The sequence below is a fragment of the Enterococcus sp. S53 genome, from assembly GCF_016516865.1.
GTDB classification, from domain to species: Bacteria; Bacillota; Bacilli; order Lactobacillales; family Enterococcaceae; genus Enterococcus_D; species Enterococcus_D innesii.
On record NZ_JACVUH010000001.1, the window covers coordinates 232,000 to 253,447 of the forward strand.

Consider the following 21,448-nt stretch of genomic DNA (forward strand, 5'->3'; position numbering starts at 1 on the left):
TAATTCTCCTATCTATAGTCAAATGGATTTGTTGAAGTGGTGGAAGGAACAAAGGTCACAGCCCAGTTCTCTTCTGCTTTCCACTGGTTGAATTTCTCAATAAACCGAGGAATACATTCCTTTTCGATGTTATGCCCTGGATCGATCCCAATCAACCCATTGGCTTGCATGTCATGGGCGAAATGGTAACTGATATCGCCAGTGATGTACACATCCGCTTGATGGTGTAAGGCATCCGAATAAAAGGATTGGCCACTGCCGCCGCAAATGGCGATTCGCTGAATTTTTTCAGGTGCATCAGGAAAGCTGACGAGGCGTAAAGCAGACAAACCAAAGCGTTCTTTGACACGTGCAACAAACTGATCAAGGGAAAGAGGTTCAGCAAGGTTACCAACCCGCCCGATCCCATAAGTCTTCGGCAAATTGTCTAAGGCATACAGATCATAAGCCGGCTCTTCATATGGATGCGCGGCGATCATTGCCGAAAGCACCTTTTTCTCGATCGTTTCTGGAAAAATGACTTCGATTTTCGCTTCTTGCACCTGTTCTTCTTTTCCAATCTCACCAATCGCTGGATGAGCAGCTTGTTGCGGCGTAAAGCGACCGGTGCCAATCAAGGAATAGCTGGTATTTTGATAATTTCCTTGCTGACCGGCGCCAGCTTTACCTAATGCCTTTCGTAACGCTGGTGCCGATTCAACAGGGGTAAAAACAGCTAGTTTCTTCATTTTTACTTGATGGGTTTGCTTCAAATACGTGTCGGGTTCAACTTCTAATAGTTCACAAAACCAATCGTTCAAACCATCTTCAATAATATCCATATTGGTGTGGGCAGCGTAAACGGCGATATCATGCTTGACGAGATCCATCAACATCTTTTGTTGCGGATCATCTGCCAGCAAGCGGTTCAAAGGCCGAAAGATCGGTGGGTGTTTGGCAATGATCAAGTCGATCTTTTTCTCGATGGCTTCTGCCACCACTTCTGGACGTACATCAAGAGTCATCATGACTCGCTCGAGGGGTTTGTTTAATGTGCCAACATGTAGACCAACAGGATCGCCTTCTTCTGCCAACCATAACGGGCAGTATGCTTCAAAGCGTTTGATAAATTCTTGACCAGAAATCATGCCAACACCTCCTTGATCCATTCGATTTGTTCCTTCAATTCATTCATTTTCTCAGCAGGTGGTTCTTTGGCTTTCTCTAACTCTTTGACCACTCGTTGACGCTGCTTCAATTCATGCTGCCATTTTTTTAGGAAAACTGGATTTTTTTCTTTTAATAAAAAAGGACCAAAAAATAATTGCTGGGTCGTGTACGTCGCTTTTCCAGTTTCCGCAACGATGATTTCATAATTTTTATCATTTTCTTCTAACAGCACTTCATGAATGATCGTAAAATTGTGATCAACAAGCCATTCTCGCAAGGTCCTTTCGCCAACATTCGGTTGTAAGACCAAACGTTTGACCCCCGCTAAGCGATTTTTCCGGCTTCCTTCTTCTAAAATCGAACGTATCAGTGTGCCGCCCATTCCAGCAACAACAACCGTGTCGATCTCATCTGCTGGCTGAACAGCGTCCAATCCGTCTGCTAAGCGCACCACGATCTTCTCTGTGAGCCCGTTTTTACGTACTTGTTTACTGGCAGAATCATAAGGTCCTTGAACGACTTCTCCAGCTACAGCATAAGTGATTTTGTTCTGCAGCATTAATGCCACAGGTAAATAAGCATGGTCGGAGCCGATGTCGGCGATACGTGCTTGGTCGGGAATTTGTTCGCCCACGCAAGCCAAACGATCCGATAATGCATGTTCGTTCATATTGTCACTCCTTCTTTCGTAGTATAACACGCTTTCCAAAAATAGAAAAAAATGTGCGTCTTGACTGTGGTGCCATTGCCAAGGCGCACATTGCATTAATCCTTCACTAATTCAACCTTTTGAATCGAGTTGCCGGGAATTTGCGGTGGGATCGACATCGTCATGATCGGGACGCCTTGCAGCGACACTTGGACCTTGTCTCCTTCAACTAACTCCTCGATCTCTCCTGAATAGGCCTCAACAGGGACATGGAGAATGACCCCATCATTTTGAAAACTTTGGACGACTTGATCCTCATCTTCAACTGCCGCTACGTCTTTCAAAAATAATTGAAAGGTATCATCCGAACCTGCTTGGGCATCTTCTTGGATAATACCAGTAAAAACCGTCGCTGTTTCGCTCTTTGAAGAACTATTGGCAACGGAACTAGCATTCTCACTTGATTCAGAAGGCGTGTTATCGCCACTTGATGCATTGTTGTTTTCGGGACTGCCACAAGCCGTTAACAGCAGCACTGTTGCTAAGGACAAGCCTAGAATCAGTTGTTTTTTCATCATCTTCTTCCTCCAGTAATGGTCATTTTTTAGGCATCGTTTCGTCGATTTTTGCCCGTCATTTGGATCTCTTGTGTCAAGTAACGAATACGCTCCATAATACGTTTGGCTTTCAATGGTTCTGATTCGCCGCGTTGCGTTACCGAAAGATGCTGTTCCAACTCATGCATGGTAAAATTCGAGGTGAAGAACGTCGGGAGTTGCTCTTGCATTCGGTATTGCAGAATCACACCGAAGACTTCATCACGAATCCAACTACTCATCGCATCCGCACCGATATCGTCCATCATTAAGATTGGGGCTTTTTTTACTGCATTCAGCTTATCCCCCACCTGATCTTTGCCGATTGCTTGTTTCATCTCAACTGCAAATGTTGGGAAGTGAACCAATGTCGTCGTATAGCCTGCCTCCGCTAAATCTCTGGCGATCGCGCCAAGCAGATAGGTTTTTCCGATCCCAAAACTCCCCACAAAGTACAGTCCTTTATGAAACTCCTGTGGATTGGCTGTCAACTCACTAATAAAATCAACGGCAGCTGCGACGGCCTCCATTCGGCCAGGCGTTTGCTGATAATCTGCAAAACTTGCTTCTTGTATATCTTTAGGCATATCCATCGCTTTGATGCGACTGCGGATCTCTTCTTGTTTCTGATATGCCAGTAGTTCTTTCGTTGGTACATAGGTGACGTCAATAAAATGAAAATTTAACGCTAAGCGCGGCTCATAGCCCGGTGCGATCATGGATGGATCATTGATGCGGAATTTCCGCTTTTCTTGGACGAACTCATACAGTTTCGCATAGCTTTTTTGAATATCTGCTTCGGTCAATACCTCTTCATTTTCGGCAATAAACGCTTTAACATCAGGATCTTGTAAAACCTCTGCCATCATTGCTGAAAACTGATCACGGTAATTGCGTTTATCCAATAGTTTTCCTAAGTTTTTCCCTACATCTTCCATTACTTGTCACCAGCTTTCTTATGCAAGTAGTTTTGCAGTTTTTTATCTAATTCTGCTTGTCGCTCTGGTGTTAATGCTGTCTCTTCCACTGGTTTTTCAGCCCAAGAAGGCAGCTTTTCTTCGCGAATGATTTTTTTTCCGTTGGTTTGTGGTCGGCTGCGCTTTTCCTTGGCACTTCGAACAAGACTCCGGACATGTTTGATCGCATCTTCTGCCGTACCGATTTTTAATTCTGACCACTGAGCGGCAATATTATTTACATAATTTCCTGACAAAGCGGCGTTGTTTTGGACTACCAAAACGTAATGAACCAAAACATTGATCACACTATTCGGCAATGGTGATCGTTCGACAAGGCTTTTGATCAACCATTGTTCTGAATCTGTCATAAAACTGTTTTTCTCCGCTTTGATCGCTTTTAAAAAGGCGATTGGCGCATTGTTTTCACTTTCTTGAATCAATAATACATCATTTTCTGAAAAACCATTCTGCTTTAGTGTATTGAAGCGGCGTAATTGGCTTTCTGCTTGAGGATCTTCCCTTTTTGTTGTTTTCGTGAAGGTCTGCCGCGATTTTTTCATGATCGCTTGCTCCAGCTTCTTCTGATCGATCTCGCCTGTTGTCAAAGAAACATTGTCCGCCATCAAATCCAACAATTCCATCACATCATAGCCGTATAAAGAATGGTATAGAACTAACTTTTGTCGAAAACTTGGCGTGAAATTAGCGGCACGGATATACCGGCGCTGCGCTTCATATAAAAGAAAGTCCCAATCCAACTGCTTTTCGTCAAGCACCAAGTTCGCATTGGTTTCCTGAAAAGAATCACTGACTGCCTGTAGCGTTTCTTCCTGGGAAGCAAAACGAGCAGTATTTAACCCATAAGCGGCTGAGAAGGATTGAGTCACTTCCTGATAATCGGTTAAAGAACATTGTTTTGGTTGATAAAGCTTGACCAGTTGATTAAATTTACGCTCCCCGACTCTTTCCAACAAAAGATAAGCATACAATTCATCTTGAAAAAACGCTGCTGGATGAACCGGTTCTTGCAACCAATACAGATACGAGCTCCCGTTTTGAGCATCTGCTTTCTCATACGACTTTAGCAAGCCGATGCCCTCTAAGTTTTGCTTGGCTTTTATGAAGCGAGGCATTCCGGCATTCATGGCATTCAAGATATCTAAATGCACCGTCGTTATCGCCTCCTCACCATAAAAGGTTTGGGCTTGGACATCGCTTGCGAGTGTCAAATACAATGCTAAAGCATCACTTTCAATAATTGGTTGATACAAATAAATGAGGGCGTCTTTTCCTTCCGTTGTAAGTGGACGGCTTTTAAACACTTTGTACGTTTGATTCGGTAAACTATTGCCCACTTGCTGTCCCCCTCTATTCTTGTGGTTCTTTCGCTTTCTCGACAATGTCTTGCAGTTCTTTTAAGAAAACTGACATGTCTTTAAATTGCCGATACACACTGGCAAAACGAATATACGCAATCTCATCTAAATCAACTAAATCTTCCATCACATATTCACCAATTTGCGTAGTTGAAATTTCGTTTTCTCCAAGAGCACGAACACGGCTTTCAACATGATCGACGATCGTTTCCATTTGATCCATTGTCACTGGTCGTTTTTCAGCAGAACGAATCAAGCCCCGTAAAATTTTTTCTCGGTTAAATTCTTCACGGGCACCATTTTTCTTGATTACAAGAAGGGGTGCCTCTTCAATACGTTCGAATGTTGTAAAGCGATAGCCGCAATTTTCGCATTCACGACGACGGCGAATCACACGTCCATCATCGGCTTGTCGACTATCAACTACCCTCGAATTGTTATGATGACATTTTGGACATTGCATAGTTCCACCTCATTTTCTCTCTTATGCGCTTACGTTTTCACGTAAAGTCATCGATTTCTATGATTAATTATAACATGAAATCCATTGGTACAATAGCCAAAGTGGTTTATTCTGTTCATTTAATACAAAATTTAAATAATGTTATAACTGTTGTTTTTTTCAATGTAAAAAAACGACAGAAATCTTTCTGCCGTTTCATTTCGTTATTTATCTTTCATTTGCAGCAAAGAAACAAACTCATGCAAATTCTCCGGCTGCTCCAACTGCTGATTACACTGTTGACTATCACGGCAAATATAATTTCCGCGTTTCGTATACGTCCCATCGCCGTTGCTCTTGGTCAAAGAAAGAAACATTGACACATTTCCTTCCTGCTGGCACAAGGGACAAATTCCTTTTTTGACTTCCGTTGAGACATGACCGTGAAGCCCTGTAAACCCTTGTTCAGTGGCAATGATCATAAACTTGCTTTGACTACCGATATCATCCCAGGCAAGATAAGTGGTCTCCTTCAAATCCACGGAAGCAAAATCAGGTACTTTCAGTTTTTTTACTTTCCGAAACATTTTTTCAATTTGCTTCGTTGTCGGCACCTGAAAGGGGCGAACGTATTCTTTAAGTTCAGCTAACAGCTCGTTACTCCGGCTGATCGTCATTCCTGGTTGGAAGAAAGCAGTTAAAATGGCTCGGGGTGCGGTTTCTTCTTCAGGAAAAAATTTTTCAATTGCATCTTTGGTCATCGATTCGACCGTTTTGATCGTTCGAGGGTCGTTGACCGATTGATAGGTTCGGACTAATTGGTACACTTGGTGTTTAATCGCGTGAAATTGGTAAGGTTCAATCATTGAAAAGCCTTCTTTCTATTTTCTCATTTATTCTCGCGGCTGTTCTACTTTCTTGACAGTCGTACACAATGCATAAATAAGCATTTGATGACCACCTCCCAATTTCTTTGCTTCTCGCTATGCGATCTTAATGGATTATAATGAGATGTTGAGCAATTGTCAACTGAGCAGTAGTCTCTTGACTCTTCATCCACTCTGGTTAACCAAAAAATGCCTCGTCTAGAAGACGAAGGCATCCGTGTTCAGTTATAATTTATCTTCAATTCCAGTATAATGCTTCAGCTGGTCTGCATCTCGACGATCCGCAGAAGAAATTTTATTGGCATCAGGATTTTCAGCTCGCAACAATTCTTCACTGCTGACATTTTCTGGGGTAGTTCGATCATTGCGGGCATCGCGCTCGTCATTTTGATCTTCTAATTCGTTGACTCTTTTTTGATCGTGCTCTTTCTTGATCTGACCTTCGTGTGCTTGTTCTTTCCCAGAATGGGCAAGTTCTTCATTATTGGTCCATTCACCGATTTTTTCTTTAGCCTTGCCAACGATCACATCTTTTTCGTCTTTAAAAGTACCCATAGTTATCATCCCTCCTGTATAGTTTCATCATAACAAGCATTCTGAATTCTGACAAAAGATATGAATGCGATACCAACAAACCAGCGAAATTTGGAAGGATGTGTTATAATAGCAGGTATTATTTTCTGAATATTCTTATAAATGGAGGTGAAGAACCTAATTAGGTTCAATTATCGATGACAGTCCTTGATTTTCAACAGGTTTCATTCATTCGCAACCAGCAATTTTTATTAGAAACTATCAATTGGCAAGTGAAAAAAAATGAACATTGGGCGATTTTAGGCCTGAATGGCGCAGGCAAAAGCTTACTATTGCAACTGATAACAGGAACCTTATGGCCTTCTTCTGGTCAACGAACAGTCCTAGGTGAACGATATGGCAAAACATCTGTCCCGGATCTTCAACGGCGCATCGGTTGGGTTAGTTCCGCTTTACAAAATAAATTTTATGGACGAGATCTTACTGAAGAGATCGTTCTATCTGGGCTTTATTCCAGTATTGGTCTTTATGAAACTTATGATGAAAACCAATTAGACCAAGCAAAAGCGCTTTTGACTGACTTGGGTCTGACTCATCTGATCCATCGTTCCTATCACGTCCTTTCTCAAGGAGAAAAACAATTTGTCATGATTGCACGTGCCATGATGGCACAACCAGAGATCCTGATTTTGGACGAACCTTGTACGGGTCTTGATTTATTTGCGCGAGAAGAACTGTTAGCACGATTGGAGGCTTTTTCAAAGCTGACAAATACACCCACCATTCTTTACGTTACCCATCATACAGAAGAGTTGCTACCGATTTTCACTCATTTGCTGATGCTAAAAAACGGCAAGATCCATGCTGCAGGTAAACGAGAGGCCATTTTTACTGAGGAGGTTCTCACTACTTTTTATGATCAGCCTATCCTTCTTCACCCCTTCACAGGTGACCGAATCATTGTGACACCCAAGTAAGAGGTACGCATCAATGCATGGTAAACATTGGACACACAATGATTTTTGCCACAAGTCAATTTTTCAGAAACGATAGTTCTTTGTAAGATTACGAAGATTTGCTGTTGTACAAAAAAAGACAGCAGGTTTCCTTTGGTGAAAGGGAACCTGCTGCTTTATCTATTTGTTTATAGATGCAAACCAATCATCGATCTGCTGATTGAGTTGGGCGATCGTTCCTTGATTGTCAAAGACAATATCGGCCCGTTGTTTCTTTTTCTCAATTGACAGCTGACTGTCGATTCGTTGTTGCGCTTCTTGCTCAGTCAACTGATTGCGTGCCATCAACCGCTCTTTTTGAATGGCTTCTGGCACATAAATGACTGCGGTTTGATCCATGTATTGGTCATAGTCGGCTTCATAAAGCAAAGGAATGTCAACGATCAACAATGGCACTTCCTGCTTTTTTTCTTCGATCTGAGACAAAATCTCTTGTCGAATAAAAGGAGATAACGTCTGATTCAGTATCCGGCGTTTCTCTGGATCGTTAAAAATCAAAGCACCAAGGGTTTGCCGATCTAGGTGTCCATCATCGGTCAAAATCTGCGGACCAAAGGCTTGCGTCACCGCCTGCAAGCCCTCCGTATTCGGTTCAACGACTTCTCTTGCGATGATATCGGCATCAATAATCGGTAAACCCAGTGATCGAAAATGCGCGACTGCGGTACTTTTTCCGGTGGCAATCCCCCCCGTGACTCCTAAGACAAAACTCATTTGCTGGACCTCACATGCAATTTTTGGCACTGAGGGCAAAAGTGCGTCCCCCGTTGGGCAACTTTGATCTTGACGATTGGTGTACCGCATCTGCCACAAGGATTGCCCGTCTGGCCATAGACATTTAATGACATTTGGAATTTCCCGGCTTCTCCTAGTGCATTGAGATAGGTACGAATGGTGGTTCCGCCTGCTTCAACAGCTCGTTCTAAGACATCGATAATTGCTTCATGCAGCACATCTACTTCAGTTGGCATTAATGAATCCGCTGGTTGCTCTGGATGAATTTTCGCTTGCCACAGCGCCTCATCTACATAAATATTGCCCAAACCAGTAACGAGCTTTTGGTCAAGCAATAACGGTTTGATGGCTTTTTTAGACCGCTTCAATCCTTGTTCAAATGCTTCTAATAAAAACAACTCAGGCTTAGGCTCAGGACCTAATTGCAGGATCCCTTTATAGGCTGCGCTTTGGTCTTTATCCACTAAGGTCATACGACCAAATTTTCTTACATCATGATAATTTAACTGACTGCCATCTGTAAAATGGAAAATGACATGTGTATGTTTATCAACAATTGGTTCTGACTCAAAATATTCATACTTGCCTTCCATTCGCAAATGTGAGATCAAATCATAATCTGTCAATTTAAAAATCAGAAACTTTCCGCGTCGTTCGAATTTTTCAAAGCGTTGCCCTTTCAAAAGCGCCGAAAAGATCGGCACTTCAGGACTTTCGATGATTCGCGGCCACAGGATCTCGACCGATTCGATCGTTTTATTCAAAACAAGTTTTTCAAGTCCTTTACGGACCGTTTCAACTTCTGGTAATTCCGGCACCTCTGTTCACCTCATTTATTTAGCATCGTACCATGTTTTGCCCCAATTGCTGTCTGTCAGTAAAGGGACATGCAATGCAACGGCTTGCTCCATCACTTCTTTCACTAAAGCGTCAAGACGAGGCAATTCAGATTCAGGTACTTCAAAGACTAATTCATCGTGTACTTGCAGCAGCATCGTTGCTGCTAATTTTTCTTCTTTCAAACGTTTCGCCAGATCGATCATGGCAATTTTTAAGATATCCGCCGCACTGCCTTGAATCGGTGTATTGATGGCAGTTCTTTCGGCAAAAGTTCGAATATTGAAATTGCGCGAATTGATATCAGGTAGGTAACGACGGCGATGATACAAGGTTTCAACGTACCCTTTGTCCTTCGCCTCACGAACGACATCCTCCATATACGTTTTCACCCCAGGATACTTTTCAAAATACGTATCGATGTATTGTTGGGCGGCTTTTCTGGTGATTCCTAGATTCTGGGATAAGCCATAATCAGAAATACCATAAACGATACCGAAGTTGACTGCTTTGGCTTGACGACGCATATTTGGTGTCACATCTTCTGCTTTTTCGATACCAAAGACTCGCATCGCTGTGCTTGAGTGGATATCTTGACCTTCGATAAAGGCTTCTTTCAAATGGGTATCATCTGAAATATGTGCCAACACCCGTAATTCGATTTGAGAGTAGTCAGAAGAATAGATCACCCAATCAGCTTCGCGTGGCACAAAGGCTTCGCGGATCTTTCGACCTTCTTCTAAACGAATCGGAATGTTTTGTAAGTTTGGATCGACAGAACTTAAACGACCAGTTTGGGTCAAGGTTTGCACATATCGCGTATGGACTTTGCCATCTCCTTGGATCACTTTTAACAAGCCTTCTACATAGGTTGATTGGATCTTAGCGATTTGACGATAAGTCAAAATGTCTTCAACGATCGGTGCTTGCTCTTTTAGTTGTTCTAACACATCGACTGCGGTCGAATAGCCAGTTTTGGTTTTTTTGATAACTGGTAAGCCCATTTTTTCAAATAATATCACACCCAATTGTTTCGGTGAGTTTAAGTTGAAGGTTTCACCAGCTTCGGCATAGATTTTTTCTTCAATTTCATGCAACCGTTGCGCAAATTCGCCCTTCATCTGATGCAAGCGAGACGCATCAACTTTGATCCCAGTGATCTCCATCTCAGCTAAAATCATTGATAAAGGCAATTCCATTTCTTCAAATAGCGCTGTTTGATTCTTCGCTGCCAATTCTTCTGTAAGTTTTGGGGTTAGGTTTGTAATCGCCGCTACTTTACGGGCTAAATGAGCAAAGAAGTCTTCCTCATCCGCCGGCAGCCCTTTTTTCGCGCCTTTTCCATAAATCGCTTCATCCGATTGGATCGCATCATAGCCATAGTGAGCGGCAACACCTGCGATGTCATTATTCGTATCATTCGTGTCTAAAAGATAAGCTGCCAATAAAACATCAAAAGCGATTCCTTTTGGTGCTGTCGTGTACCGGTTTAACGCCACGTACGTGCGTTTGGCATCATAGACGAATTTTTTACGTTTCTCGTCTTTTAACCAATCGGTAAAGACTGGACTTTCAAACAATTCTTCACGATTGCTGACATAAATTTTTTCTTGATTGCCCCAAGCAACACCGACGATGTCTTCCAAATGATAGTTATCCCCCATCATCTCGACATACAATGCTGTGTCTCCCTGGAACATATCCTCCGTTACTTCTTCAACGACCGAAAACAAAATGTCTTCCATCTCAACTGGTTCAGCTGTAATCTGCAGCTTATCTAAGAAGCTATTAAAGTTCATTTCTTGGTAGAATGGCACCAATTTCTCTAAATCTTTGCCTTCATATTTGAGTTTGTCGACATCGACCTCAATGGGCGCATCCACATCGATGGTTGCTAATTGTTTTGAAAGAAAGGCGATCTCACGATCATTGATCAAGTTTTCTTTCATCTTGCTTTTTTTCATTTCATCGATGTGTTCATAGATCCCCTCAACAGAGCCATATTCTTTCAATAGCTTGATGGCTGTCTTCTCACCAATTTTGGTGACGCCGGGAATATTATCGGAAGCATCGCCAGCTAGTCCTTTCATGTCGATGATTTGTAAGGGCGTTAGGCCGTCATATTTTTCAGCCACATGAGCGGGCGTATAACTTTCAATTTCGCTAACTCCTTTGACCGTAATGTCAACTTTCACGTGCTCCGTTGCCAGCTGGGTCAAATCGCGATCGCCAGATAAAACGACGACATCAAATAGCTCTTTATCGACTTTATTTGCCAATGTGCCAATGATATCATCGGCTTCATAGTTATCTAATTCGTAGTATTGAACACCTAACGCGTTGATCAATTCGCGAATGTAAGGCATTTGTTCTTTAAATTCCCCAGGGGTTTTTGAACGTCCACCTTTATAATCTTCATACATCGCTGTCCTGAAGGTGGTTTTTCCAGCATCAAAAGCCACTAAAACATGTGTTGGCTGTTCTTTTGCCATCACATTTTCAAACATAGTATGAAACGCATAGATGGCATTTGTGTGCAGCCCATTGGCATTTTTAAACCGTTCTAATGAATTATGCAACGCAAAAAACGCACGGAAAGCCACACTATTCCCATCAACGAGTAGTAATTTATTTTTTGGCATTTGATTACTCCTTTTCTCAAAAAGTTCCTCTTTATTCTATCAAAGAACGGGCACAAAAGCGATGAATTGCTTTGTTTTCTCTCTCATTTTATACAAAAAAAAAGGCGAGTTTCCTCGCACTTTTTTTAGTTGTTTTTTCCAAAGATACGCAATAACGCAAGGAATAAGTTGATAAAATCTAAATACAGTTGTAGTGCCATGAAAACGGCCACTCCAGTATTTGCGCCACCATTCGTTGCGAAGTATACATTGCGGATTTGTTGGTTGTCATAAGCGGTGATTCCCATAAAGACAAAGACGGTCACGATCGATAAAAAGAAGTCAACCGGTTGACTGCGTAAAATAAATACATTCAAGAGCGTCGAGATGATGATCCCGATCAACAGACCATAGCCGATACGTCCAACCACACTTAGATCACGTTTGGTCATGATCCCAAATGCTGACATGACACCAAAAGTGACAGCTGCGGAAACAAATGCCCCCACGATCGATCCAAAGTCATAGATCATCAGTGTCACAGACAAGGTCAATCCATTCAAGAGCGAATAGACTAAAAAGCCAGCAACGGTCAAGGAAGGATTTTTCTGCGCCTTCACCCCTAATACAATAACTAGAATGATCTGTACGATCCAAAGACCAGTAAATCCTAGCGGAAAGTTACTGATAAATTGCAGGGTTTGCGCTTTGAAGACTTCCCCAAAAATATAGGCCGAGATCGCACTGATCGCAAGCCCAACGCCGAAGAATAAATACACTTTTGAATAAAAGCGATTTAAGCCTTGGGCTTGGACGGTTTCATTGTTTAAATTATTCATCTTGTTGTTCCTCCTCATTTTCTGCTACTGCTTTTGGTGGCTGGACCATGACCACAGCATCTAAAATACGATGATCTTCTGTGTTGATCGCTTCAACCGAAATAGTTACCACGTCTTTCATTTTATCCACTTTGATCACTTCGAATTCAAAGGTCAACGTTTCATAATGATATACAGGTTCAATAAAGTTTACCGAAAAATTGACTACATGAGAACCAGGACCAGGCAAATGTTTCGATACGGCACTGGTGATGATCCCCATCAACATAATGGATGGCACGATGGGACGCTGATACTCAGTTTTTTGCGTGTAGTCATGTTGTATATACAAAGGATTTGCATCATTAGTAAGCCCTAAATATAACAACAGTTGATTGTCTTCGATCGATTCTGTTAAGGATAACGAATCGCCTTCCTCGATATCTTCAATACTTTTTCCTATTTTTCGCGGTTTCCCTATATTCAAAATTTAATTCCTCCAAAAAGAATAGTTTCATCTGAGTATATTCTATCAGATGCCGACAAAAGTGCAAGTTCGCGGTGCTGCTTTTGCAAAAACTTCAAAGGTAAAAAAACTCTTGCAGCAAACACGCCACAAGAGTCTTTGACTACAATACGTTACGAGTTGTATTGCTTAATAGTTTTTCATAGGCTGTTTCAAATTTTTGCACATCGCCTGCTCCCATGAAAATCACGACAGCATTTTGATGATCCAATAGCGGAGATACGTTCTCTTCTTTGATCACAGTTCCGCCTTTTTGAATTTTATTGCCTAGATCTTCAATTTTAACATCTCCTCGTGATTCACGAGCAGATCCAAAAATGTCACATAGATAGACATGGTCTGCAAGATCCAAGGCTTCCGCAAATTCATCCATTAAAGCGATCGTACGAGTAAAGGTATGCGGTTGGAAGACAGCAATTATTTCTTTCTCTGGATATTTTTGGCGAGCGCCATCGATCGTTGCTTTGATTTCTGCAGGATGATGGGCGTAATCGTCTACGATCGTCATATCCGCTACAATTTTTTCACTGAAGCGACGTTTCACTCCAGGAAATGAAATCATCTCCGCAGCAACTTCTTTCATGTCCAATCCTTCTTTGTAAGCAACAGCGATCACACTGAGTGCGTTGTTGATGTTATGTTGACCAAAAGCTGGCAAGACAAAATGGCCAATATTTTCACCATGGATAAAGACGTCGAACTCTGAACCTTGGGTGGTGCGTTCAATGTTTTTAGCTTGCACATCGTCGTTATCGTTGACGCCGTAATAGTAGATTGGGACATCTGCTTCAAGTTTACGCAAGTATTCATCATCCCCAAAAGCAAAAATGCCTTTTTTCACTTGATTTGCCATCGATTGAAAGGCTGAGAAGACATCTTCAATCGAGTGGAAGTAGTCTGGATGATCAAAATCGATGTTGGTCATAATTGCATAATCCGGTGAATAGGCTAAGAAATGACGACGGTATTCACAGGCTTCAAACGAGAAGAATTCCGCATCGGGTTCCCCATGACCGGTACCATCGCCAATCAAGAAACTTGTGGGACGGATGCCGCTTAAGACATGAGAAAGCAAGCCTGTCGTACTGGTTTTCCCGTGAGAGCCCGTCACAGCAATACTCGTATAGGGCTGAATGAATTGGCCGATAAAGTCATGATAACGAGTAACTTCTAAGCCAAGTTCTTTGGCTCGTACGATTTCTTCGTGGGTATCAGGGAAAGCATTTCCTTGGATAATGACCATTTCTGGTTGAATGTTTGCTTTATCGAAAGGCAACAATTTGATCGCTGCTTTTTCTAGATCACGTTGAGTGAAGAAATATTCTTCCACATCAGAGCCTTGTACTTGGTAGCCTTTTTCGTGCAGAATCAAAGCCAATGAACTCATACCGGAACCTTTGATTCCAACAAAATGATGTATTTTGTTTTGATTTTCCATTATTATAATCCTCTTTTCTCAAATCCGCGTCGTAAAAAAACGCGTGTATTGACAAATATCAGGTTGTCACACGACCTACATTATCATACAAAATAAAAAAAATAGCAATGAGTTTTATTTTTCGACTTGACTTTTCTCATCATTTCCTATTTCTAGCAAACGTCCGCGACATTTTCCACAAACATATTTTTTGATATCCACACGTCGCTGCCGCCGAATCACACAGCCGCAATTTTGGCATTGATAGCGATGTTTGGCTGTCCTTTTGGCAGGAGGTGCATATCGCAAGCCTCCCGTTCTTGCCAGCAATGCCTTGAAGGCAGGGTCTTGGTGACGGTGACCAAGACCTGCTAAATGCAAATGATAGTGACACAATTCATGCTTGATAATGCCGATAAAAACCTCCATCCCGTGTTCTGTGAGCATGGCTGGATTGAAATCCAAGTGATGATCACTTAGATGGTAACGGCCACCGGTTGTTTTTAAGCGAGAATTAAACACCGCTCGATGCGTGAATGGTTTATTGAAAACAGACAGCGACAGCTCTTCCACCAAACGCTGCAATTCTTGTTGGGTCATTTAGCATTTCCAGGATCGACCATTGTTAAACTGATACGGCCTTTTTTGACATCTACTTGCTCGATCCAAACGGTTACGACATCACCGACGGAAACAACATCTTTCGGATGTTTTACAAACGAACGGCTTAGCTTCGACAAATGGACCAGTCCGTCTTGTTTGACACCGATATCGACGAAGGCACCAAAGTCGATCACATTTCGAACCGTTCCTTTCAGTTCAATTCCCGGTTTTAGATCTTCCATACTCAACACATCTTTACGCAATAATGGAGCTGGCATTTCATCTCGCATATCGCGTCCAGGCTGCATTAATGCCTTTAAGATATCCGTGATGGTTTCTTTCCCGACTGACAATTTTGCAGAAAGCTCTGCTGGGCGCAGTTGGGCAAGCTTCGCTTTATTTTCTTCCATTTGTTCTTTCCCTAGTTTCGCTAAAGAAATGCCGGCGATCGCCAAAATTTCTTTAGCAGTGTCATAACTTTCTGGATGGATCCCGGTATTATCCAAAATGACTTTTCCGCCAGGAATCCGCATAAACCCGATTGCCTGTTCATAGGCCTTTGGCCCTAAGCGAGGGACTTTTTTCAGTTGATTTCGCTGCGTAAATACCCCGTTTTCTTCTCGATAAGTCACAATATTTTGAGCGGTCGTTTTATTTAGACCAGCCACGTGCTGTAAGAGTGCCGCACTTGCGGTATTGACATCAACGCCTACTTGGTTGACGACTGTTTCAACGACAAAATCCAATTGTTCGGCTAAGCGTTTTTGTGAGACGTCATGCTGATATTGCCCGACACCCACCGATTGTGGATCAATTTTGACTAATTCTGCCAGCGGATCTTGCAGACGGCGACCAATACTGATGGCACTGCGTTCTTCCACTTGCAGATCAGGGAATTCTTGCCGGGCGATCGGACTGGCCGAATAAACAGAAGCCCCTGCCTCATTCACGATCACATAATATACTTCTTGATCGATCAATTTTAATTGTTCAGCGACGAATTGCTCTGATTCCCGACTCGCCGTCCCATTACCGATTGCGACCATCTCGACTTTATAGGTTTGCAATAAGCGACGAAACGCTGGTCCAGCCGCTTCTCGCTTATTCATAGGCGCTGGTTTATGAGGATAGATCACTTCGATCGCTAGTACTTTTCCTGTCTCATCAATGACTGCTAGTTTACAGCCTGTACGATACGCTGGATCAAAACCTAAAACGACTTTGCCCTTTAGTGGCGGCTGCAGCAACAGATTGCGAAGATTTTCGCCAAAAATCGCAATGGCTTGTTCGTCGGCTTTTTCTGTTAATTCATTGCGGATCTCTCGTTCGATGGCTGGTGAAATAAAACGTTTCAGCGCATCAGCAGCTGCAGCTTCAACAAAACTGGCTGCGGGTGAATCACTATTTGTAATCAGTTTACGCCGTAGGTAATCCATGATTTTTTCTTCATCTGCCACAAGTGCGACCTTCAAGATGTCTTCTTGTTCCCCACGATTGGTGGCTAAAATTCGGTGGGATACCATCTTATTGATAGGATGCTGGAAATCGTAATACATTTCGTAAACGCCTTTTTCATCTTTTTCAGCATTTTTGACCGTGCTTTGATACAGCCCTTTGTTTGTGTAATAGCTGCGGATCCAACTACGAAACTCTGCAGTGTCACCAACGCCTTCTGCAATGATCTCGTGCGCGCCTGCTAAGGCATCTTCTACAGTAGGAACAGCATCACTCATAAATTCGGCCGCTTTTTCTTGTACGTCATCTGTTTTTGGAAAGCTTAACAGCCACTGAGCAAATGGTTCCAAGCCGTTTTCTTTAGCGATCGTCGCTTTGGTGCGTCGTTTTTGTTTATAAGGACGATACAGGTCCTCGACGGCCTGCATTTTTGTCGCAGCTAAAATCGCCTGAGATAGTTCAGGCGTTAGCTTTTCTTGTTCTTCTATTAAACGCAAAACCTCTTGCTTGCGCTTCTCTAAGTTTTCTAAGTACTGGTATCGCTCTTCGATTTCTCGAATCTGAACTTCGTCAAGTCCATTCGTCATTTCTTTACGGTAGCGGGCAATAAAGGGGACGGTATTTCCTTCTTGCAATAACTGCAACACCGTACTGATTTGTTTTTGGGTAAAAGCGGTTAATTCTTGTTTCACTAAATCAAGTACCTCTTGATTCATTTCTGCCATTTGTTCTCACCTTTCCTTTGTTGCTTTTGCTATTTTAACATAAAAAAGACAGCCATTGAGCGAACAAGATTGCACGAAAACAACGTTGCTTTCACGACTCTTGTTATGGCTGCTTTTGACTTTTCAAAAAAGACTTTTAAAAGTCTGGTTGCCAAGGGCCTGCTAAATTTTGGTATTCGATGTCCTGAACGATCCCTTTCTCATCAAAAATCACGCCATGCACCGATCCACCAAATACTGCCCCGCCATCGATGCCGATTTTTTCATCTTGTTGCCAAAGATCCGTCGTCTGCATATCTCCATGCAGCATTGGCGTGATGGTATGACCAAAAACGATCGTTTTTCCTGTACGGTTTTTTCCTTTATGAAATGGCTCGCGAATCCAGATAAAATCGTGGTCGGCGGTCTTCCGCCAATCTTTTTTACTTAAATCCACGCCCGCATGGACAAAAAGATACTTCCCCCATTCGTAATAAAGCGGCCGTTCCATCAAAAACTCTATTAAGTCTCCATATCTACTTCGGATCATCAAGGCAATTTCCGTTGGAGAATACTCTTCAGTAGCTCCTGAATGCAAAAGACTTTCAATCGTTTCTTTGCCGCCATTGCGTACGTAGGCGGCGAACCAATCCTCTGGGGCATTTAGAAATTGCAGAAAATACTCTTCATGATTGCCACGTAAATAAATCGCTTGATGTTCTTCAACTAATTTCTTTCCGAGCATTAAACACTCTTTGGACTTTGGTCCTCGGTCATTTAGATCACCAATCAAAAGCAACTGATGGATTTTAGGATCATATTCCGCAAGAAGACTTTTAAAAAGATCGGCCATTCCATGAATATCACTGATTGCATATAGATAGTTTTGCATAGTCATTCCCTCCTTAAAGGCAATTGAGTCTCTTATTATCAATTTTAGCCCTTTGGCTGCAAAATGTCTTGCATTAAAATCAAAAAACAATCATTCGTCTTGAACGGTTCGACAGCATAGAGTCGGGTTCATAAAGACGAATGATTGATTACGATCGGTAAAACCTATTTTCCTGAAACAGCAAAATAATTGCCATCCGGATCGGCAAAATTGAAAACCAGCTGTTCTTCCATCTGAATCAATTCACCGACTTCTGCTTCCATCTCTAGAAGCTTCTTATAAAGTGTCGTAATATCTTCTGCAAAAAACATGATCGATGGGGAATTTAAAGCGACTTCAGGTGAGTGCGTTTCGATGAACTCACGGTCATATAAGACAAAATGAGCCTCTGCCTCTTTTGATGGCGCGATTTCGACGACGGATGTTCCATCAACGGTTTGTTGTTCAATGATCGCAAACCCTAGTTCTTGCCAAAACTCAACTGCTTTCGTCACATCATCGACGTATAGCATCACTTGCATTTGATTGGAAAACAATGGGCATCCCTCCTCTTTCTCGTTATTTGTCTTCTTCCTTCGCTTCTTGCGCAGCATTCGAATTGGTATTAAAGTTCAATTGTAAACCTGGTTTGTCGGTTACGATCTCTGTCACTTCATAAGTCAAGCGTTTGACGATATCAAACAATGGTTCCACCAAGCGGTCAGTTTCGGCTTTTGTTAGATCTTCTCCGGAATTGACTTTACGATTCAAAATATGATTGACCTGTCCGACACGTCCTGACAAAACATAATCAGGGAACACCAATTGGAATTCTAGCCGAGCGCCAATAATACTATTTTTTTCCATATATTCTTCATCTTTGACTTTTAACGGCGCAAAGCCGACATTCAATTTGGTTTCCATTTCTTTGTCTTTCGGTTTCATATCGAAATGATATGCTTCAACGATCGGTTGTTGTCTTTTTAATTCCACTAGATTCACACTCCTTATCTAAAAGTATAGCATAACCTTTTCTTTGAGCCTACTGTATTCTTTAGACAATAAAAAAAACGGCGAGTGCCGTTTTAATTTGCTTCTTTTAGTGTTGCTAGATAATCCAAAGCATCTTGGACATTGGCGATCGGAACGATTTTCATATCCGTGTCTAACTTCTTCGCTGCTGCCACTGCCTCTTCATAATTCGTTTTTATGGAAGGATCTATTTCACGCTCTTCGTCAGTGATCTCATCATCTGGGGCAAAGAAGATTTCTGCACCACTTTCACTGGCACTCGCTACTTTTTTATCGATCCCACCGATTCGACCAACGGTTCCGTCAGCTGAGATCGTTCCTGTCCCAGCTATGTTGTGGCCTTTACGTAGGTTATCTCCGGTCAACTGTTCATAAATTTCAAGGGTGAACATCAAACCAGCGGAAGGTCCTCCGATATTGCCAGAATCGATCACGATCTCTTCATCAGAAGTGATCTCTGTATGATCGACGAGGGAGATGCCGATACCGGCTTTTTGATTGCTCTCCAGTTCAATTAGTTTGCCCGTTGCTTCTTTTTCTTCGCCATCTTGCAAGTAAGTCACGGTGATTTCATCACCAATGGTTTGACTTTGGACGTAGTCGATAAAATCTTGACTGCTTTTAAATTCTTTACCGTTGACTGCGGTGACGGTATCTCCAACGGATATTTTCCCAGCAAAGCTGGAATTTGGATCGATCCCCATGACATAGACCCCTTTATAGGTCATTTCATAAGGTAAGTCTGCCAGCTTTAATGCTTGCTCAATCGCACTATTTTGCGAGGATTCCATATAGTAACGTTGAATGCGGTTGTACTCCTCATCTGTCGCACCGCCTAAAAGTTCTTCCTCACTGATCAAGTCTTGGAATTCATTGAATTTCGTTCCAATCGCTGTGAACACGGTAGCTTGTCGAATCCCAACACTGGTCAAAGAAAAGGAGCCGGCTGAGGTGTCTTCTTTTTGATTGACGGTAATCAGCTCTTTTAAATCGATCGTTGCTCCTGGTTGCTCGATATAATAGGGAATCGGCAAAAAAGCACAAGCTGCGATGATCAGCGCTAAAACAAACAGAAGAAGATATTTGATCGTTGATTTAAGATTCATTGGTATCACGCTTCTTTACTATAGCATCGTAGATATTTTGAGGTAAATATTCGGCAACATCGCCGTTAAAGGTTAAGATTTCTTTCAACAAACTGGAACTGATGAAACTGTGTTTTGCGTCTGCTAAAAGAAAAACGGTCTCTAATGAGGGTTCTAGGTGATGATTCATCTCCATGATGTCCCGCTCATATTCATAGTCTTTCACACTGCGAATGCCTCTTAGCAGAAACTGAGCACCTAGTTTTTTTGCGATCGTAACCGTCAGCTCCGTTTCTTGTGCCAGAATCTTGACGTTAGGAATATGGGCGAGGGCTTCTTCGATCAAATGAACTTTTTCTTCACTCGTAAAAAAACTTTTTTTATTGGTGTTTGTAAAAACGCCGACGATCAATTCATCGAAAAGCGTGGCTCCTCGCTCGATCAGGTCAACATGACCGGACGTCAATGGGTCAAAACTCCCTGGAAATAAAGCAATCTTTTTCACGTTATCCCTCATTTCTATAGATCGTCACTGCCGATATGCCATAGGTTTGGGCACGGACCAAATGCAACGAGCCGATTTGTTCTGGTAAGTCGATGGACTTGTCTGTTTCGCAAACTACGTATGCAGACGGGCGAATCAATTCATCCTTCAGCATAGCTTCCAACTGTTGCAGAATCTCTTGCTTTGCGTATGGCGGGTCTAAAAACAAATAGTCAAAACTTTGTCCCTCAGCTGCAAACTGCCGTAAAGCTTGATTCGCATCCATTTTTAACACCGTGAACTTTTCGGGTTCTTTGGTTATAGCAATATTTTCGCGGATCACTTTGGTTGCTGGAAAACTACGGTCGACACAAACCGCATGATCGGCTCCCCGAGAGACCGCTTCGATAGCTAAGCCCCCGCTTCCGCTGAATAAATCCAGTACAACACCTCCATCTAAATATTGTCCTAACATGTTAAAAATCGCCCCTTTTACTTTGTCTGTCGTGGGGCGAGTGTTGTCTCCAGCGAGACTTTTTAATCTGCGGCCACCATATTCTCCGGCTACTACACGCATGCATTTTTCCCTCCAAGATCTTCGTAAATACAAATATAGCACTGTTTCTATAAATAGCAATAAAAAAATGGCGGT

Annotated in this window: 23 protein-coding genes; 1 reads left to right on the forward strand and 22 read right to left on the reverse strand. The window is 42.3% G+C overall.

Going from position 1 to position 21,448, the window contains the following annotated elements; genetic code table 11:
* Positions 1 to 8: 8 nt before the first annotated feature.
* The 8 genes from IAE45_RS01200 to IAE45_RS01235 form a co-directional block, all read right to left on the reverse strand.
* Positions 9 to 1,127 carry a Nif3-like dinuclear metal center hexameric protein gene (locus IAE45_RS01200; protein WP_279612837.1) on the reverse strand — a complete coding sequence of 373 codons (1,119 nt, stop codon included), beginning with the start codon at positions 1,125 to 1,127 and terminating at the stop codon, positions 9 to 11.
* Complete coding sequence (locus tag IAE45_RS01205; protein ID WP_086292329.1) at positions 1,124 to 1,819, reverse strand: tRNA (adenine(22)-N(1))-methyltransferase; 696 nt, start codon at positions 1,817 to 1,819, stop codon at positions 1,124 to 1,126. Before IAE45_RS01205 ends, IAE45_RS01200 begins: the two co-directional genes overlap by 4 nt.
* Positions 1,820 to 1,914: 95 nt before the next feature.
* Positions 1,915 to 2,376 carry a hypothetical protein gene (locus tag IAE45_RS01210; protein ID WP_200124593.1) on the reverse strand — a complete coding sequence of 154 codons (462 nt, stop codon included), beginning with the start codon at positions 2,374 to 2,376 and terminating at the stop codon, positions 1,915 to 1,917.
* A gap of 26 nt (positions 2,377 to 2,402) precedes the next feature.
* A complete protein-coding gene (gene dnaI, locus IAE45_RS01215) occupies positions 2,403 to 3,332 on the reverse strand; it encodes a primosomal protein DnaI (RefSeq protein ID WP_200124595.1) in 930 nt (309 codons plus the stop codon).
* Complete coding sequence (locus IAE45_RS01220; protein ID WP_200124597.1) at positions 3,332 to 4,708, reverse strand: replication initiation and membrane attachment family protein; 1,377 nt, start codon at positions 4,706 to 4,708, stop codon at positions 3,332 to 3,334. Before IAE45_RS01220 ends, dnaI begins: the two co-directional genes overlap by 1 nt.
* 13 nt (positions 4,709 to 4,721) lie before the next feature.
* Entirely contained in the window at positions 4,722 to 5,192 is a 471-nt protein-coding gene (nrdR, locus tag IAE45_RS01225; RefSeq protein ID WP_005226004.1) for a transcriptional regulator NrdR, read from the reverse strand.
* Positions 5,193 to 5,395: 203 nt separating this feature from the next.
* Positions 5,396 to 6,037: a FusB/FusC family EF-G-binding protein gene (locus tag IAE45_RS01230; RefSeq protein WP_200124599.1), complete on the reverse strand. Its 642-nt coding sequence runs from the start codon at positions 6,035 to 6,037 to the stop codon at positions 5,396 to 5,398.
* A gap of 246 nt (positions 6,038 to 6,283) precedes the next feature.
* Positions 6,284 to 6,613 (reverse strand): hypothetical protein, encoded by a 330-nt coding sequence (locus IAE45_RS01235; RefSeq protein WP_008380072.1) that lies wholly within the window; start codon positions 6,611 to 6,613, stop codon positions 6,284 to 6,286.
* Positions 6,614 to 6,789: 176 nt separating this feature from the next.
* Here IAE45_RS01235 and IAE45_RS01240 point away from each other — a divergent pair, with 176 nt between their 5' ends.
* Positions 6,790 to 7,569: an ABC transporter ATP-binding protein gene (locus tag IAE45_RS01240; RefSeq protein ID WP_200124601.1), complete on the forward strand. Its 780-nt coding sequence runs from the start codon at positions 6,790 to 6,792 to the stop codon at positions 7,567 to 7,569.
* A gap of 159 nt (positions 7,570 to 7,728) precedes the next feature.
* Here IAE45_RS01240 and coaE read toward each other — a convergent pair whose 3' ends face one another.
* From coaE to rsmD, 14 genes are all read right to left on the reverse strand, one after another.
* The gene (gene coaE / locus IAE45_RS01245; protein WP_086292322.1) at positions 7,729 to 8,322 is read right to left on the reverse strand and encodes a dephospho-CoA kinase; all 594 of its coding nucleotides are present in this window, start codon (positions 8,320 to 8,322) and stop codon (positions 7,729 to 7,731) included.
* On the reverse strand, positions 8,319 to 9,161 hold the full coding sequence (gene mutM, locus IAE45_RS01250) for a DNA-formamidopyrimidine glycosylase (RefSeq protein WP_200124603.1): 843 nt from the start codon (positions 9,159 to 9,161) through the stop codon (positions 8,319 to 8,321). Before mutM ends, coaE begins: the two co-directional genes overlap by 4 nt.
* A gap of 15 nt (positions 9,162 to 9,176) precedes the next feature.
* The gene (polA, locus tag IAE45_RS01255) at positions 9,177 to 11,822 is read right to left on the reverse strand and encodes a DNA polymerase I (RefSeq protein WP_086292321.1); all 2,646 of its coding nucleotides are present in this window, start codon (positions 11,820 to 11,822) and stop codon (positions 9,177 to 9,179) included.
* Positions 11,823 to 11,947: 125 nt separating this feature from the next.
* Complete coding sequence (locus IAE45_RS01260) at positions 11,948 to 12,640, reverse strand: Bax inhibitor-1/YccA family protein (protein WP_200124605.1); 693 nt, start codon at positions 12,638 to 12,640, stop codon at positions 11,948 to 11,950.
* Complete coding sequence (locus IAE45_RS01265; protein WP_005225996.1) at positions 12,633 to 13,106, reverse strand: MaoC family dehydratase; 474 nt, start codon at positions 13,104 to 13,106, stop codon at positions 12,633 to 12,635. Before IAE45_RS01265 ends, IAE45_RS01260 begins: the two co-directional genes overlap by 8 nt.
* A 142-nt stretch (positions 13,107 to 13,248) precedes the next feature.
* Entirely contained in the window at positions 13,249 to 14,583 is a 1,335-nt protein-coding gene (gene murC / locus IAE45_RS01270; protein ID WP_077454527.1) for a UDP-N-acetylmuramate--L-alanine ligase, read from the reverse strand.
* A 114-nt stretch (positions 14,584 to 14,697) separates the two neighbouring features.
* On the reverse strand, positions 14,698 to 15,162 hold the full coding sequence (locus IAE45_RS01275) for a SprT family protein (protein WP_077454528.1): 465 nt from the start codon (positions 15,160 to 15,162) through the stop codon (positions 14,698 to 14,700).
* Complete coding sequence (locus IAE45_RS01280; protein WP_200124607.1) at positions 15,159 to 17,345, reverse strand: Tex family protein; 2,187 nt, start codon at positions 17,343 to 17,345, stop codon at positions 15,159 to 15,161. Before IAE45_RS01280 ends, IAE45_RS01275 begins: the two co-directional genes overlap by 4 nt.
* A 136-nt stretch (positions 17,346 to 17,481) precedes the next feature.
* On the reverse strand, positions 17,482 to 18,216 hold the full coding sequence (locus IAE45_RS01285) for a metallophosphoesterase family protein (RefSeq protein WP_200124609.1): 735 nt from the start codon (positions 18,214 to 18,216) through the stop codon (positions 17,482 to 17,484).
* A gap of 164 nt (positions 18,217 to 18,380) precedes the next feature.
* The gene (locus IAE45_RS01290) at positions 18,381 to 18,752 is read right to left on the reverse strand and encodes a VOC family protein (RefSeq protein ID WP_081118582.1); all 372 of its coding nucleotides are present in this window, start codon (positions 18,750 to 18,752) and stop codon (positions 18,381 to 18,383) included.
* Positions 18,753 to 18,774: 22 nt separating this feature from the next.
* Entirely contained in the window at positions 18,775 to 19,188 is a 414-nt protein-coding gene (locus IAE45_RS01295) for a DUF1149 family protein (protein ID WP_042890719.1), read from the reverse strand.
* Positions 19,189 to 19,280: 92 nt separating this feature from the next.
* On the reverse strand, positions 19,281 to 20,333 hold the full coding sequence (locus tag IAE45_RS01300; protein ID WP_077454533.1) for a SepM family pheromone-processing serine protease: 1,053 nt from the start codon (positions 20,331 to 20,333) through the stop codon (positions 19,281 to 19,283).
* Positions 20,323 to 20,817: a pantetheine-phosphate adenylyltransferase gene (gene coaD, locus IAE45_RS01305; RefSeq protein WP_005231326.1), complete on the reverse strand. Its 495-nt coding sequence runs from the start codon at positions 20,815 to 20,817 to the stop codon at positions 20,323 to 20,325. Before coaD ends, IAE45_RS01300 begins: the two co-directional genes overlap by 11 nt.
* A gap of 1 nt (position 20,818) precedes the next feature.
* Positions 20,819 to 21,373, reverse strand: coding sequence for a 16S rRNA (guanine(966)-N(2))-methyltransferase RsmD (rsmD, locus tag IAE45_RS01310; protein WP_081118584.1), 555 nt, complete (start codon positions 21,371 to 21,373; stop codon positions 20,819 to 20,821).
* Positions 21,374 to 21,448: the final 75 nt, after the last annotated feature.